At 71.3% G+C, this 14608-nt stretch carries 14 protein-coding genes and 1 pseudogene; 14 read left to right on the top strand and 1 reads right to left on the bottom strand.

Translation table 11 applies throughout. The features are described 5' to 3' along the window. Positions 1–102: 102 nt before the first annotated feature. The 10 genes and pseudogenes from PGH47_RS18525 to PGH47_RS18480 all read left to right on the top strand — a co-directional run. Complete coding sequence (locus PGH47_RS18525; RefSeq protein ID WP_107905915.1) at positions 103–354, top strand: acyl carrier protein; 252 nt, start codon at positions 103–105, stop codon at positions 352–354. Positions 355–383: 29 nt separating this feature from the next. Continuing rightward, positions 384–1613: a beta-ketoacyl-[acyl-carrier-protein] synthase family protein gene (locus PGH47_RS18520; RefSeq protein ID WP_125526283.1), complete on the top strand. Its 1230-nt coding sequence runs from the start codon at positions 384–386 to the stop codon at positions 1611–1613. Between the two features lie 7 nt (positions 1614–1620). Continuing rightward, positions 1621–2748, top strand: coding sequence for a beta-ketoacyl synthase N-terminal-like domain-containing protein (locus PGH47_RS18515; RefSeq protein WP_271664358.1), 1128 nt, complete (start codon positions 1621–1623; stop codon positions 2746–2748). Then, complete coding sequence (gene fabG, locus PGH47_RS18510; protein ID WP_271664357.1) at positions 2745–3473, top strand: 3-oxoacyl-[acyl-carrier-protein] reductase; 729 nt, start codon at positions 2745–2747, stop codon at positions 3471–3473. The genes PGH47_RS18515 and fabG overlap by 4 nt, the downstream gene beginning before the upstream one ends. Beyond that, positions 3473–5200, top strand: a complete 1728-nt coding sequence (locus PGH47_RS18505) for a phytoene desaturase family protein (RefSeq protein WP_271664356.1) — start codon at positions 3473–3475, stop codon at positions 5198–5200. Before fabG ends, PGH47_RS18505 begins: the two co-directional genes overlap by 1 nt. Positions 5201–5256: 56 nt before the next feature. Next, complete coding sequence (gene sbnB / locus PGH47_RS18500) at positions 5257–6288, top strand: 2,3-diaminopropionate biosynthesis protein SbnB (protein WP_271664355.1); 1032 nt, start codon at positions 5257–5259, stop codon at positions 6286–6288. Positions 6289–6399: 111 nt separating this feature from the next. Next, positions 6400–6876 (top strand): MaoC family dehydratase, encoded by a 477-nt coding sequence (locus tag PGH47_RS18495; RefSeq protein WP_030955220.1) that lies wholly within the window; start codon positions 6400–6402, stop codon positions 6874–6876. A gap of 131 nt (positions 6877–7007) precedes the next feature. Further along, on the top strand, positions 7008–8327 hold the full coding sequence (locus tag PGH47_RS18490; protein ID WP_107905908.1) for a sensor histidine kinase: 1320 nt from the start codon (positions 7008–7010) through the stop codon (positions 8325–8327). Then, positions 8291–8935: a LuxR C-terminal-related transcriptional regulator gene (locus tag PGH47_RS18485; protein ID WP_030955222.1), complete on the top strand. Its 645-nt coding sequence runs from the start codon at positions 8291–8293 to the stop codon at positions 8933–8935. Before PGH47_RS18490 ends, PGH47_RS18485 begins: the two co-directional genes overlap by 37 nt. A gap of 55 nt (positions 8936–8990) precedes the next feature. Next, positions 8991–9263: pseudogene (locus tag PGH47_RS18480) on the top strand (SAM-dependent methyltransferase); the annotation flags it as partial. Positions 9264–9279: 16 nt separating this feature from the next. On the opposite strand, the gene PGH47_RS18475 reads toward PGH47_RS18480, so the two are convergent. Further along, positions 9280–9852 carry a CGNR zinc finger domain-containing protein gene (locus tag PGH47_RS18475; RefSeq protein ID WP_271664354.1) on the bottom strand — a complete coding sequence of 191 codons (573 nt, stop codon included), beginning with the start codon at positions 9850–9852 and terminating at the stop codon, positions 9280–9282. A 118-nt stretch (positions 9853–9970) separates the two neighbouring features. Between PGH47_RS18475 and PGH47_RS18470 the strand changes: the two genes are divergently transcribed. From PGH47_RS18470 to PGH47_RS18455, 4 genes are all read left to right on the top strand, one after another. Then, positions 9971–10843, top strand: coding sequence for an alpha/beta fold hydrolase (locus tag PGH47_RS18470; protein WP_271664353.1), 873 nt, complete (start codon positions 9971–9973; stop codon positions 10841–10843). Between the two features lie 105 nt (positions 10844–10948). After that, positions 10949–11869, top strand: a complete 921-nt coding sequence (locus tag PGH47_RS18465) for a hypothetical protein (RefSeq protein WP_271664352.1) — start codon at positions 10949–10951, stop codon at positions 11867–11869. Between the two features lie 217 nt (positions 11870–12086). Beyond that, on the top strand, positions 12087–13427 hold the full coding sequence (locus tag PGH47_RS18460) for a ferredoxin reductase family protein (RefSeq protein WP_271664351.1): 1341 nt from the start codon (positions 12087–12089) through the stop codon (positions 13425–13427). A gap of 724 nt (positions 13428–14151) precedes the next feature. Next, positions 14152–14355, top strand: coding sequence for a hypothetical protein (locus tag PGH47_RS18455; protein WP_271664350.1), 204 nt, complete (start codon positions 14152–14154; stop codon positions 14353–14355). Positions 14356–14608 lie beyond the last annotated feature (253 nt).

Here is a 14608-nt window from a genome sequence, read left to right as displayed (position 1 = left end):
CCGGCAACCCCTGTCAGCGGTCCATCAGTTGGACGTCAGCGCGCAGTCACCGGCGCTGGCTAATTTCGTGCCAGAGCTGAACCTGAAGAGAGGAACGAACAAATGACCACGGTCGCACCCCAGCACCTCTCCCGTATCCGGGAAATCATCGCCGAAAACATCGACGTCGACCTCGACGGGCTTTCCGACACCGCCCTGTTCATCGACGAACTCGGCGCGGACTCGTTGAAGCTCATCGACGTCCTCAGCGCCCTGGAGATGGAGTACTCCATCGTCATCGACATGAACGAGCTGCCCAAGATGACCAATGTGGAGGCCACCTACCAGGTGACCGCCGCGGCCGCCGGTTGGTGAGCAGAACCCACGGGGGGAGGAGAACCCACATGTCCACCGCAACCGCACGCCGCCGGGTCGTCCTGACCGGCTTCGGGGTGATCTCCAGCATCGGCACGGGGGTCGAGGAGTACACGGCGGGGCTGCGGTCCGGCCGCTCCGGAGCGCGGCCCATCACCCGGTTCGACACCGAGGGCTTCGGCCAGAACACCGCCTGCGAGGTCCCCGACTTCGAGCCCGGCCGCTGGATCCACAACGTCCCCCTGGACGACATGGGCCGCGCCGGCCAGTACGCGGTCGCCGCCGCACGGATGGCCGTGGACGACGCCGGGCTCACCGAGGACGACCTCGGCGAGCGGCAGGCCGTCATCACCGTCGGCACCACCGACGGGGAGTCGCACGACATCGCCGTGCTGCTGGAGCAGGAGCTGGCCGCCGGGGACCCGGAGGCGATGGACCCGGTGCTGTCCCGCCGTATCAACGCGGGCCGGCTGTCCACCGTCATCGCCCGCGAGCTGCGCATGCCGAACGTGGAGGCCACCACCGTCACCACGGCCTGCGCGGCGGGCAACTACTCCATCGGCTACGGCCTGGACTCGATCCGCTCCGGCGAGGTCGACATCGCGCTGTGCGGCGGCGCGGACGCCGTGTGCCGCAAGGCGTTCGCCCTGTTCAAGCGGTTCGGGGCGCTCACCCCCGACGTGGTGCGGCCCTTTGACAAGGACCGCCAGGGCATCCTCACCGGCGAGGGCGCCGGCATCCTCGTCCTGGAGAGCCTGGAGTCAGCCCTGGCGCGCGGCGCCCGGATCCACGCCGAGGTCCTCGGCTACGGCCTGTCCTGCGACGCCGCGCACCCCACCGCGCCCAACCGCGACGGCATCGCCCGCGGCATCCGCCTCGCCCTCGACGACGCCGGCGTCAAGCAGGAGGAGATCGACTTCATCTCCGCGCACGGCACCGGCACCAAGGCCAACGACAAGACCGAGTCGGCCGCCATCGTCGACGTGTACGGCGACGCCCCGCCGCGCACCGTCGCCGTGAAGTCGATGCTCGGTCACTCGATGGGCGCGGCCAGCGCGCTCGGCGCCATCGCCTGCGGCCTCGCCATCGAGCACGGGTTCATCCCGCCCACCATCAACCACCGCGAGACCGACCCGGACTGCCCGCTCGACGTCGTGCCCAACCAGGCCGTCGAGGCGGACGTGCGGATCGTGCAGAACAACTCCAGCGCCTTCGCCGGCAACAACGCCGTCCTGATACTCGGCACGTACGGGGAGTGAGTCGACCATGAGCACCGCAACAGCCAGACCGGAGGCCACGCTGCCGCCCGGCACACCCGTCATCACCGGCTGGTCGGCGGTCTCGCCGTACGGCATCGGCCGTGCGGAGTTCGCCGCCGGGGTGCGCGCCGGGGCCAAGACGGCCGTCAAGGCGGACCCGGGCCTCGGGCCGCTGCCGTCGTCCGACGTGTGCACGGTGCCCGGCTTCGACATCCAGGAGCAGCTCGGCCCGCGCGGCACCGCCAAGATGGACCGGCTCACCGCGCTCGCCCTGGTCGCCTCCGACGGACTGCTCCTGGACGCCGACGGCAACCGGGCCGTGGCCACCGACGAGCTGACCGGTGTCGTCCTCGGCATCACCATGGGCAGCCTGGAGAACGTCACCGACTTCCTGCGCCAGTCGTACACCAACGCCCGCCCCTTCTACGTCGACGCGGGCCGCATCCCCTTCGGCAGCCTCAACCACGCCGCCGGCGCCACCGCCATCCGGCACGACCTCAAGGGCCCCAACACCACGGTCGCCGGCGGCCGGGTCAGCGGGCTCCTCGCGCTGAACTACGCGCGTCGCCTGATGGGGCAGGGCCGGGCGACTAAGTATCTGGTGGGCTCCGCCGAGGAGTTCTCCGCCGCGCACGCCTGGTTCGAGCACACCGCCACCGCTTCCGGCGACCCGGCCCCGCTGCTCGGGGAGGGCTGCGGGCTGTTCCTGGTCGAGCAGGCGGAGGCCGCCGAACGCCCGCCGCTGGCCGCCGTGCTGAGCGTGGAGACCCGCGTCGACATCGACGACGACCCCGGCGCTGCCGTCACCGCCTGCGCCCGCCGCGCCCTTCAGCGGGCCGGCGTCGACGCCGGCGAGGTGTGGGCGGCCGTGCCGTGCGCCGCGCCCACCGCCGCCGGACGCGCCGAGCACGAGGCCCTCGCCGCGCTCGTGCCCGCCGACGCGCTCTCCCGCGTGCCGTCCATGGAACTGCTCGGCGACACCAGTGCCGCCTCCGCGTCCTTCCAGATCGCCGCGGTGCTCGCGGTCGCCGAGGCCGACGCGGACTCCCGGGGCCGTATCGCCCTGGTCTCCGCCGTCGACCGGGACGGCGCCGTCGCCGTGGCGGTCCTGCGACTGATGGGGGAGCAGCGATGATCGCGCTGGTCAGCGGCGGTTCCCGGGGCATCGGCAGGTCGATCGTGCTGCGCCTGGCGCGGGACGGCCACGACGTCGCCTTCTGCTACCGCTCCAACGAGGACGCCGCCGAGCGCCTCGCCAAGGAGGCCGCCGAGCACGGCACCCGGGTCACCGCGACCCGCTGCGACGTCGCCGACGGGGACGACGTACGCGACTGGTTCGCCCGCACCGAGCGTGAGCTCGGCCCCGTCGACGCGGCCGTCACCTCTGCCGGCATCACCCGGGACCGGCCGCTGGTGCTGATGCCGGAGGACGACTGGACTCAGGTGCTGCGCACCAACCTCGACGGCGTGTACCACGTGTGCCGGGCCGCCGCGTTCTCCATGAGCAAGCGCAAGTCGGGCGCCATCGTGAACCTGTCGTCGGTCGCCGGGGTCTACGGCAACGCCGGCCAGGCCAACTACGCCGCCTCCAAGGCCGGGATCATCGGCTTCACCAAGTCCCTCGCGAAGGAGTGCGGGCCGCGCGGTGTACGCGCCAACGTGGTCGCGCCGGGTCTCATCGAGACGGACATGGTCGGCGAGATGCCGGAGGCGGTGCTCCAGAAGCAGCTGAAGAACGTGGCGCTGGGCCGCCTCGGCCGGCCCGAGGAGGTGGCCGACCTGGTCTCCTTCCTGGTGTCGGAGCGGGCCGCGTACATCACCGGCTCGGTCTTCGAGATCCACGGCGGCGGCACCTTCTGATGAACGCCAGAACGCGCGAACACAAGCGCGGCGCCCAGGACCTCGACGGCCGGCAATTCGACGCGATCGTCGTCGGCAGCGGCATCGGCGGCCTCGTCGGCGCCGGATATCTGGCCGCCGACGGCCGCCGGGTCCTCGTCCTCGAACAGCACGACGTGGCGGGCGGCAACGCGCATGTGTTCCGCCGGCGCCGCAAGTACGAGTTCGACGTCGGCACCCACTACCTCGGCGACTGCGGCGAGGACGGACTGCTCCCGGCCGTCCTGAACGGGCTCGGCGTGCGCGACCGGGTGAGCTTCCGGCCCATGGACAACGAGGGCGGCTTCGACCGGATCATCACGCCCACGGCAACCGTGGACGTCCCGGCAGGCTGGGAGGCGTACCGCGCCCGTCTCAAGCAGGCCCTGCCCGCCGAGGCCGACCGCATCGACCGCTTCATCGACCTCGCGACCGCCGTGGCCGGCGCCAGCCGGGCCGGGCTCATGGGCGAGTCGATGGTCGAGCTGTTCCGCCGGTCCCCGGGGACCATGCGCTGGACCCGCCGCACCCTCGGCATGGCACTCGACCACTGCGAGCTGTCCCCGAAGGGCCGCACCCTGCTGGCCGCGCAGGCCGGCAACTACGGCGCCATGCCCGACGGGATCGGCTTCGCCGAGCACGTCAACATCATGGACCACTACCTGCGCGGCGCGTACTACCCCGAGGGCGGCGGCCAGACCCTCGTCGCCGCGTTCGTGGAGGCCCTCGAGTCCTACGGCGGCGAACTGCGCACCCGCAGCGAGGTGCGCCGCATCCTCATCGAGGACGGCCGCGCCACCGGCGTCGAACTCGCCGACGGGCAGAAGGTGTTCGCGCCGCTCGTCGTCTCCAACGCCGACTACCGGCGCACCGTCCTCGACCTGTGCGGCGGGGAGGCGGCCTTCCCCGCCGACCTCGTGGCCCGGACCCGCGGGGCGACCATGCGCAGCGCGGTCGTCGCCGTGTACGTCGCCCTCGACACCGAGCTGGAGGGGCTGCCCAACGCCAACATCTGGTGGCACGACAGCGACGACATGGAGTACGCCCACGCCTCGGTCCAGGAACGCTACGAACGCGACGGCGTCTTCGACCGCGTGCCCCAGCTCGCCTTCTCCTTCGCGTCCCTGAAGGACGCCGGCTCCGCGGCCGTGTGCCCGCCCGGGCACAGCAACTTCCAGCTGATGACGGGCTGTCCGCCCGGCTACGAGTTCTGGGGCGTCGACGCCGGCCCGGTCGACGGCGAGCCCTACCGCCGCAACCCCGCCTACCTCGCCCGCAAACGCGAGGTCACCGAGCTGATCCTGGACGCCGCCGAGAAGGTCCTCGGCCCGATCCGGGACCGCATCACCCATGTGGAGACGGCGACCCCGCTCACCAACGAGCGCTACATCCGCGCCAGCGGCGGCACCCCGTACGGCATGGCCAGCTGGGGCTCCGACGGCCGCCGCCCCGACGTGCGCACCGACGTCGAGGGCCTGTACGTCGTCGGGCAGAACGTCCGCTACGGCAGCGGGGTCGGCGGTGTCGCCACCGGCGGCATGGCCGTGGCCTCGCAGATCCTCGACCGGCCGCTGCTGGCAGAGGTGTACGCCGGCACCGTGCTCGGCGATCCGTCCCGGCTGCCCGAACGGCGCGCGGACTGGGACCCGTTGCTGGTGTCCCGGGGGCGTGCGCGGCACGGCGCGAAGGGGCTCGCGCGCATCGGCTGACGGCCGCGCCCCGAGTCCCGTACGACCTTCCCTCACTTCTCAGGAGCAGCATTCCCATGAATCAGGTCCCACCCTTCGCCGTGGTCTCCGGCGCCCAGGTGCACGAGGTGCTCGACGGGCACGAGAGCGAGGTCGTCGCGGCGGTCGAGGCCGCCTACCGGCTGCACGGCGAGGGACAGACGGTCAACCCCGACTCCTACTTCCTGCGCTTCCCGGACCGCCCCTCGTCCCGGATCATCGCCCTGCCCGCGTCCGTCAAGGGCGAGGTCGGCGTGCACGGCATGAAGTGGATCTCCAGCTTCCCGGAGAACGTGGCCGCGGGCATCCCGCGCGCCTCGGCCGTGCTGATCCTCAACGACGCCGAGACCGGCTACCCGTTCGCCTGCCTGGAGAGCTCCATCATCAGCGCCGCCCGCACCGCCGCCTCCGCGGCCCTGGCGGCCGACCGGCTCAGCACGGCACGCGGCACCCGGCCGACCAGGGTCGGCTTCATCGGCGTCGGCCTGATCGCCCGCTATCTGCACACCTACCTCGCCGCGAGCGGCTTCGACTTCGAGGCGATCGGCGTGCACGACCTGTCCGCCGAGCACGCCGAGGGCTTCACCGGCTATCTCCGCGGGGCCGAGGGCGACGACGTCGAGATCACCGTCCACGACAAGGCCGAGGACCTCATCCGCGCCTCGGACCTGGTCGTCTTCGCCACCGTCGCCGGTGAACCGCACGTCACCGACCCGCAGTGGTTCAGCCACAACCCGCTGGTGCTGCACGTCTCCCTGCGCGATCTGTCCCCGGAGATCGTCCTCGACTCCTGGAACGCCGTCGACGACATCGAGCACTGCATGAAGGCCGGCACCTCACCGCACCTCGCCGAACAGCGCGTCGGCCACCGCGACTTCGTCGCCGGCACGCTGTACGACGTGCTCACCGGGCGTATCTCCCCGCCCGCCGACCGGCCGGTGATCTTCTCGCCGTTCGGGCTCGGCGTGCTCGACCTGGCCGTCGCGAAGTACGTCCACGACCGGGTCGCGGACGCCGGCGAACTGCACACCGTGCCCGGCTTCTTCCACGAGATGAAGCGGTACGGCTGACGGCACCGCCGACGTATCCGCTGACGAACGACTGACGGCGCGCTGACGGCCCGGTTCCCTGGCCGAGGCGCGCCTTGTCCCTTCCCCAGGCCGCACAACAGAATCGAAATCATGAGATCTTTCGCCAGTCTGGCCGATTTCTCCGCCGCCACCGGTGAACACCTGGGCTACAGCGATTGGCTGGAGATCACCCAGCACAAGGTGGACCAGTTCGCCGACGCCACCGGCGACCTGCAGTGGATCCACGTGGACCCGGAGCGTGCGGCGAGCGGCCCGTTCGGCGGGACCATCCTGCACGGCTACATGACCCTGGCGCTGCTGCCGGAGATGATGCGCGCGATCTTCGACATCGAGAGGATCGAGATGGGCGTCAACTTCGGCCTGGACAAGGTGCGTTTCCCGCGACCCGTCCCCGTCGGCGCCCGGGTGCGCGGCGGCGCCAAGCTGACCGGCGTCCGCGAGACCCCCGCCGGCCACCTCGCCGCCGTACGCATGACGGTCCAGGTGGAGGTCGACGGGCAGCCGCAGTCGGCCTGTGTGGCGGACACGCTGTCCCTGTTCATCGCTCCCGCAACCGCGGGCGGGTAGAAGAAGCACCCCTTTTCGGCCGCGCAAGAGGGGAGTTTTTCCCACCGCGCCGGCACCCCGACGGTCGCAACAATGAGGGCACGGGCGCTTCGGCCCTTGAACCGCACAGGCAGCAGAGAGGAGCGAGTCGTATGGACCGCACGATGCAGCTCGGGGTGAACCGCCCGCCGGACGAGATCAGGGGATTCTCGGTCGCGGCCGGAATAGTGGGACTGCGACGGGCGATGGCCCTGTGCTGGATGTCCATGTCGGCCTTCGGCAGGTCCCTTGCGGTCTCCGGTGCGATCTGGCTCGTCGGCCCCGGCCTCGGCGTGGTGCCGCGCGCCATGGAGGGCGTGCGCAACCTGGCGGCCCGCCAGCGCGAACTGGCGCTGCGCTGGTCGGGGGTGGAGATCCCCGGCCCGCCCGGACCGCTGCCGCCCGTGCCCGAGGGCGCCTCCGGGGCGGCCGCCCGCTACCGGTGGATCATGAGCGACCCGCAGACCCGGCGGGAATGGGTGTGGGTGCTCGTCGACCCGCTGGCCGGCGCGTTCTTCGCCTTCTTCCCGCTCGCCCTGATCCTCAGCGGGGTGTGGGGCGTCTTCCTCGCCTTCTTCGGGGTTCCGCTGTCCGTCGAGTGGGACGGCCTGTGGTACCAGTTCATCCCGATCGAGGGCCAGGCCACCGCCGTCCTCGCCGGTGTCCTCGGCGTGCTCCAGCTACCGCTGGCCCTGTGGTCGGCGCCGCGCGCCGTGCGCCGGCACGCCCTGTACACCCGCTCGATGCTCGCCCCGAGCGAGAGCGAGATGATGGCCAGCCGCATCCAGCACCTGGCCACCACCCGCTCCGACGCCGTCGACACGCAGATGGCGGAGATCCGCCGCATCGAACGTGACCTGCACGACGGCGCGCAGGCCCGCCTGGTCGCGATGGGCATGACGCTGGACGCCGCCGAACACCTCCTGGAGACCAACCCGGAGGCCGTGCGAGCCCTGCTCATCGAGGCGCGCGAGTCCTCCTCCAAGGCGCTGGAGGAACTGCGCAACCTGGTCCGAGGCATCCACCCGCCGGTCCTCGCCGACCGCGGACTCGCCGATGCCGTACGGGCGTTGGCCATGGTCTGCCCGGTCAACACCGAGGTCCAGGTCGACCTGCCGGGCCGCCCCGAGATGCCGGTCGAGTCCGCCGCGTACTTCGCGATCTCGGAGATCCTGACCAACGTCGCCAAGCACTCCGGCGCCGACCGGGCCTGGATCGACATCCGTTACGATCGCGGAATGCTGCGCATCACCGTCACCGACGACGGTCACGGCGGCGCCGACGTCTCGCGCGGCAGCGGCCTGCGGGGCATCGAACGCCGGCTCGCCACCTTCGACGGGGTGCTGGCCGTGAACAGTCCGGTGAACGGACCGACCATGGTGACGATGGAGCTTCCGTGCGTATTGCCCTCGCCGAAGACCACTTCCTCCTGAGGGACGGACTCATCCGCCTCCTCGGCGCCTACGGCCACGAGGTCGTCGCCGCGGTGGACAACGGTACGGAACTGCTGGACGCGCTCATCAGGGAGCAGCCGGACGTCGCGGTCGTCGACGTCCGGCTGCCGCCGACGTTCACCGACGAGGGGCTGCGGGCGGTGCTGGCGGCCCGCGAGCAGATGCCGGACCTGCCGGTGCTGCTGCTGTCCCAGTACGTCGAGCCGCTCTACGCGCGGGAGTTGCTGACCAGCGGCGGCCGGGGCGTCGGCTACATGCTGAAGGACCGCGTCACCAACGGCGCCCAGTTCCTGGACTCCATCCGCCGGGTCGCCGAGGGCGGCACCGCGATGGACCCCGAGGTGATCTCCAAGCTCCTGGTCCGCAAGGAGCGCGACGAGGCCGTGGGCAGCCTGTCCGAGCGGGAGCGCGAGGTGCTGGAGTGGCTGGCTCAGGGCCGCTCCAACGCCGGTATCGCGCAGGGCCTGTTCATCTCGGAGAAGGCCGTCGCCAAGCACATCAGCAACATCTTCACCAAGCTGGGGCTGCTGCCGACGGACGGCGACAACCGGCGGGTGCTGGCGGTGCTCACGTATCTGGACCAGTGAGGTCCCGGCGCCGACTCGAAGGATGGCCAGAACCTCACCGTGCGTGTGGTCGTTTTTGGCCGGTCTCCAGGCCTGCAGTCACCTGGTGATCAGCGACAGCACGGCCACCAGTGAGGGCATGATCGCCGCGTCGGAGGCGTACAACGCGAGCGGCGCCGTGCCGTATCACGTCCGCAGCATCGGTGAGATCGCCGGCTTCTTCGACGGCCTTGACCTGGTGGACCCGGGCATCGTCCAGGTCCCCGAGTGGCGCCCCGACACCCACGGGCCGGCGGATCCGGCGACGGCCGCGGTGGACGCGTACTGCGGGGTGGGCCGGAAGCCGTGAGGGCGCCGGTTCCCGCTCAGCCGGCCTCCGGCCGTCCCCCCTTGTGACGCTGGTAGTGCCGGGCGACCCGCATCCGGTTGCCGCAGCGGGCGGCCGAGCACCAGCGGCGGCGCGGATGGGCGGGCAGGAAGAGCATCACGCAGTCGTCGGCCTCGCACTTGCGGATCGAGCCGACCGCCGGATCCGCCAGCAACTCCACGGCGGCCTCCGCCAGCCCGGCGGCCAGCCGCGCCCCGGGTGAGCCCTCGCGCCGCCGTACGACGGCCACCGCCGACCCGTCCCACACCGGCTCACTGATCGCCGGCGCGGCACGCTGCGCCCGGTTGAGCCCCTCGACGTCCTCGTCCGGGGGCCGCTCCCCCCTGCGCACCCGGTCGAGGGCGCGCGCGATGTGCTCCCGCACGGCGAGCACCGCGGCCAGATCCGCGCCGCCGACCTCCTCCGGCACGTCCTCCGAGAGCCGGTCCGCCTCCAGCACCCACCAGGCCCGCAGCCCGTCGGGCGTGGTCAGCAGGTCACCGGTGGACGGCCGGGTGTTGACCAGGTCCAGGGCCAGGGGCTCTCCGGTCAGCGGTGCGGAATCGCTCATGGAGCTAATGGTACATCCAGGGGTTGACACGTTAGTAGGCATGGACGCACGCTTGCTCTAACGCATAAACCAAGCTGCAACCCATTAGAGCTGTGAGCTCGCTCGAAGGAGACCGGTCATGCTTGCTCCGACCCCCCGCATCGCCCACCGCCACCTCGACGTGGACGGCGTCCGCGTCTTCTACCGGGAGTCCCTCCCCGACCGCCCGGACGCGCCCGTACTGCTGCTCCTGCACGGCTTCCCGTCCGGCTCGCACCAGTTCCGCGGCCTCATCGACGCCCTCGGCTCGCACTACCGGCTGATCGCCCCGGACCACGCCGGCTTCGGCCACACCCGGGCCCCCGACGGCTTCACGTACACCTTCGACCGGCTCGCCGACATCACCGAGGGCCTCGTCCGGGGCCTGGGCCTCGACCGGTTCGTGATGTACGTCTTCGACTTCGGCGCCCCCATCGGCCTGCGCGTCGCCGAGCGCCACCCCGAGTGGATCGCCGGACTGGTCGTCCAGAACGGCAACGCCTACGAGGAGGGCCTCTCCGACATGGCCCGGGGCCTGATCGGCCTCACCCCCGAGACCCCGGGCGCCGACGCCACCATCGACGGCGTGCTCACCCTCGACGGCACCCGCAGCCAGTACGAGACCGGCGTCGCCGACCCCTCCCTGATCGCCCCCGACAACTGGACCCTCGACCAGCACTTCCTGGACCTGCCGGGCCGCAAGGACGCCCAGCGGTCACTGATCTTCGACTACCGCTCCAACTTCGCGCGCTACGGCGACTGGCAGGCATGGCTGCGCCGCCACACCCCGCCCACCCTCATCACCTGGGGCCGCAACGACCCCTTCTTCACCGAGCCCGGCGCCCGCGCCTACCTGCGCGACCTCCCCGACGCCGAACTGCACCTCCTGGACACCGGCCACTTCGCCCTGGAGACGCACCTGCCCGAGGTCGCCCCGCTGATCGCCGACTTCCTGGACCGCGCCTGGAAGTAGTCCGGGACGGCCGGGCCTGCGCGGACCCGCACCAACGGTGCGAAAATCGATACGGACCTCTGTGGTGCGGGGAACTCAGCGACCCGGCGCGGAGAGGGAACGCCGATGGACCTGGAAACTGTCGCCGACGAGCTGTACAGGCTGCGGCCGGAGGAGTTCACCGCCACCCGCGCGGCCCGGATGGCCGAGGCCCGCACGGCGGGCGACCGCGCCCTCGCCGACAGCATCGGCAAGCTGCGCCGCCCGAGCCTGTCGGCCTGGGCCGGCAACCTCCTGGTCCACGAGAGCCCCGGCGAGGTCGAACCGCTGCTCCGGCTCGGCGAGGGCCTGCGGCAGGCCCACCGCGACCTGGACGGCGCCCAGCTGCGCGAGCTGAGCCGACAGCAACGGGTCCTGATCACCGCCCTGTCCCGGCAGGCCGGACAACTCGCCGCGCAGGCCGGCCACCCGATCACCGAAGCGGCACGACACGAGGTCGAGAACACCCTGCGCGCGGTGCTCGCGGATCCCGACGCGGCGCGGGAGTGGGCGAGCGGCAGGCTGGTCAAGCCACTGGCCGCGGGCACGGGCTTCCCCGCGATGGCGGAGGGAGCCGCGCCCGCGCCACCGCGTCCCGCCGCCAAGACCGCCGGGGCCGCCAAGACCGCCGGCGCCTCCAAGACTGCCGAGGCCGCCGAGTCGACCGGGGCGAGCAAGGCCGCGGCCGCGGAACGCCGTCGGCGGCTCACCCGGGCCCGCAAGGAGGCGGACCGGGCCGCGCGGGAACTCCGTACCCGGGAGAAGGCGGCGGCGACCGCGAGTCGCGAGGCGTTCGCGGCCAAGAAGAACTGGGACGAGGCCCAACAGCGCGTCAGCGACCTCACCGCCGAACTCCAGCACGCCAGGGAGGCGCAGCAGCAGGCCCGTTCCGCGGAACGGACGGCACGCGAGCGGGCGCGCACGGCGGACCGGGGAGTCAGGGAGGCGAGGCGTGAGGCGGACGCGGCGGCAGAGGAGATGCGGCGCCTGGAGACACCGGAGCAGTGAGACCGGCCGGTGCCGCCTCTGATGTCTCCGTGCTGTCACCGATGTCACGGAACCCGAACTCCCCGCGGATTGGGGCGGTTCCGGCATGAACGGATCCGGTCCGGCGGCCGTATCCTTACCCGATCGAGGTGCGCATTAGGGCGAATTCACCGATCTTCATGGGGTTTGTGCACACGGGTCGCGAGTACTGCGACCTCGGGGGGGATGAGAGGCGACCATGACGGCAGCGAGCAACGCGGTGCGCAGCGGCACCGTGCTTCCGGTGCGGGCGGCACGCGGGGCGATGTGGACATTCGTCATCGTCAACGTGGTGATCGTCGAGGCGTTGTTCATCAGCGCCGGTGAGGGCAAGAACGGCGTGCTCACGGTCGCCAAGTTCTTCGGCCTGCACGCGGCCCTGCTGATGCTGTTCCAACTGCTGCTGGTGGCCCGGCTGCCGTGGCTGGACCGCCGTATCGGCATGGACCGCCTCACGGTGTGGCACCGCTGGGTCGGCTTCACCCTGCTGTGGACGATCCTCACCCACGCCACGCTGGTGGTGCTCGGCTACGCGACGCTCGACGACACGTCCATGGCGAAGACGTTCGTGGCGCTGAGCGGCGTCCCGGCCTCCCTGCTCGGCATGCTCGCCGCGGCCATCGTCGTCGTGATCGGCGTGATCTCCACCCGCGGCCTGCGCCGCCGCCTCCAGTACGAGGTCTGGCACGGTCTGCACCTGCTGCTCTACGTGGCCCTGGGCCTGGCGTTCGTCCACCAGTTGCAGGAGACGACGACGTTCACGTCCTCCGCGTTCGCCACGGCGTACTGGTGGATCCTGTGGCTGTTCGCCTTCGGCTCCCTGCTGACGGGCCGGCTCGTCATGCCGCTGTGGCGCAACGCCTACCACCGCTTCACCGTGGCCGCCGTGGTGCCGGAGTCGGACAACGTGGTCTCCGTGTACGTCACCGGCCGCCACCTCGACAAACTCCCGGCCCGGGCGGGCCAGTTCTGCATCTGGCGGTTCCCCGGACACCACCACTGGTGGCTGGCCAACCCCTTCTCCCTGTCGGCGGCGCCCGACGGCCGGGGGCTGCGCCTCACGGCGAAGGCGGCCGGCAGCACCAGCGCGGGCCTGCGGAACGTCCCCGTGGGCAGCCCCGCCTACGTCGAGGGCCCGTACGGCGCGTTCACCTCGCTCCACCGCTCCCGCCCCGGCGCCCTGCTGATCGCCGGCGGCGTCGGCATCACCCCCGTACGCGCCATGCTGGAGGACCAGACGACCGGCGACTTCGTCGTCCTGTACCGCGTCCGCAGCGAGGCCGACGCCGTACTTCTGGACGAGGTCCGCCACCTGGTGGCGCTCCGCGGCGGACGCCTCCACCTCCTCACCGGCCGGACCGGCGAGAACGCCGTCCCACCCTTCGACCCGGCCAACCTGCACCGACTGGTCCCCGACATCACCGACCGCGACGTGTACGTCTGCGGCCCACCGGCCATGACGACGGCCGTACTGGGCGGACTGCGGCAATTGCGGGTTCCGGCGGGCCAGGTGCACGCGGAGAGGTTCGGCCTGGCCTGACGGACTCTGTCGGGTGGGTCGTGCGGCGAATGGCGGCGCCCCGACCCACGAGGCACGGGGCCATCGGAACCACACACGCAGCCCGCCCAAGACGGCCTGCATCCGCGCACATCCTCCGATTGCCGGGGGCCATGAGCACATACAGTGCGTCAATCTCCGTGTAGCGGCTGACTGTCGGCCACCGGCGCATGGCCTCGCTGCCCCGCGAGGTCACCGCACTCCGGTGTCATCCACGACAGCCCGAAACTCCCCTTGCGGGGCGACCATCCGATGCACCTGACGCCCTTGCAGGGCAGGCATCAGCACGTACGCCCCGACACACAGGGCCAGCGCCGCGAGGCAGAGGCCGGTTTCATGGGTCGATGGCGAACACGCTTCCCGCGGCAGGGGACGACGGATCCCAGGCAGTCCCAGGCCGCTCACAGTTGGGACGGAAGCCGAAATTCGACTTCGTGTGCCCTGAGCCTGGGAGTCACTGATCAGTTGGGCGTCTTCACGGCTCTGAGTCGTTGCGGGCACGCGCCGGTCTACGTGCATGCGCGCCGAGAAGGAAACGAGCGCCCCACAATGGCCCGTCCGAGGGACCGTTGGCCTTGTTCGACGTGCTCAAGACAGGTCCTGACGGAAGAGACGCCACTATGGGTTCAAGCAGGAGGCCCGCGCCACCGGACGGGCTTGGCGGCATGACCGGTGGGGCGGGCACTGAGTACAAGGAGGTACCGCAATGACTGTGGCTCCAACCCGCTCCGTGCTGTCAATCGCCCGCCCGAAAGACTGGGCGGCCCTGCTCGTCGTCATCGTCATCGTCTATGTCCCGGCGACACAGATCCAGGACATCCTGACCAGTCTCATCGCCCTGTCAGGAGTGCTCGTCTCAGGCTCGGCGGTGAGGGCCGTAGCGGTACGGCAGCCGCAGACGGCCGTCTGAGGACGAACCAGGCTCGATCGGGCCAGGAATTGGGCGGCCGCCACCCAGGAAGCCGGGCAAGAGCCGGCGCGCCCATCGTGTGCCCGATCGAGCAGCCGCTACGTATCTACCGTCCGCGGACGACGCAACTTGCAACGTGACCGGGCAGTGGGGGCTGCACAGCGAGGGCACGTGCTTGATCGGTGAACAAATCCGCCGTCGTGGCTGACCGCCGTCGGCTGAGGCGTGCCACAACCGTGCCAGATGCAGCGGT

It is taken from the genome of Streptomyces sp. HUAS 31 (assembly GCF_028198125.1).
Taxonomy (GTDB): Bacteria; Actinomycetota; Actinomycetes; order Streptomycetales; family Streptomycetaceae; genus Streptomyces; species Streptomyces chartreusis.
This window is presented reverse-complemented; position numbering and strand designations above follow the sequence as displayed.

Bases quoted from the DNA above. Each gene is read 5' to 3' on its own strand.
- PGH47_RS18525 (WP_107905915.1), top strand. From the start codon at position 103: ATGACCACGGTCGCACCCCAGCACCTCTCCCGTATCCGGGAAATCATC.
- PGH47_RS18520 (WP_125526283.1), top strand. From the start codon at position 384: ATGTCCACCGCAACCGCACGCCGCCGGGTCGTCCTGACCGGCTTCGGG.
- PGH47_RS18515 (WP_271664358.1), top strand. From the start codon at position 1,621: ATGAGCACCGCAACAGCCAGACCGGAGGCCACGCTGCCGCCCGGCACA.
- fabG (WP_271664357.1), top strand. From the start codon at position 2,745: ATGATCGCGCTGGTCAGCGGCGGTTCCCGGGGCATCGGCAGGTCGATC.
- PGH47_RS18505 (WP_271664356.1), top strand. From the start codon at position 3,473: ATGAACGCCAGAACGCGCGAACACAAGCGCGGCGCCCAGGACCTCGAC.
- sbnB (WP_271664355.1), top strand. From the start codon at position 5,257: ATGAATCAGGTCCCACCCTTCGCCGTGGTCTCCGGCGCCCAGGTGCAC.
- PGH47_RS18495 (WP_030955220.1), top strand. From the start codon at position 6,400: ATGAGATCTTTCGCCAGTCTGGCCGATTTCTCCGCCGCCACCGGTGAA.
- PGH47_RS18490 (WP_107905908.1), top strand. From the start codon at position 7,008: ATGGACCGCACGATGCAGCTCGGGGTGAACCGCCCGCCGGACGAGATC.
- PGH47_RS18475 (WP_271664354.1), bottom strand. From the start codon at position 9,852: ATGAGCGATTCCGCACCGCTGACCGGAGAGCCCCTGGCCCTGGACCTG.
- PGH47_RS18470 (WP_271664353.1), top strand. From the start codon at position 9,971: ATGCTTGCTCCGACCCCCCGCATCGCCCACCGCCACCTCGACGTGGAC.
- PGH47_RS18465 (WP_271664352.1), top strand. From the start codon at position 10,949: ATGGACCTGGAAACTGTCGCCGACGAGCTGTACAGGCTGCGGCCGGAG.
- PGH47_RS18460 (WP_271664351.1), top strand. From the start codon at position 12,087: ATGACGGCAGCGAGCAACGCGGTGCGCAGCGGCACCGTGCTTCCGGTG.
- PGH47_RS18455 (WP_271664350.1), top strand. From the start codon at position 14,152: ATGACTGTGGCTCCAACCCGCTCCGTGCTGTCAATCGCCCGCCCGAAA.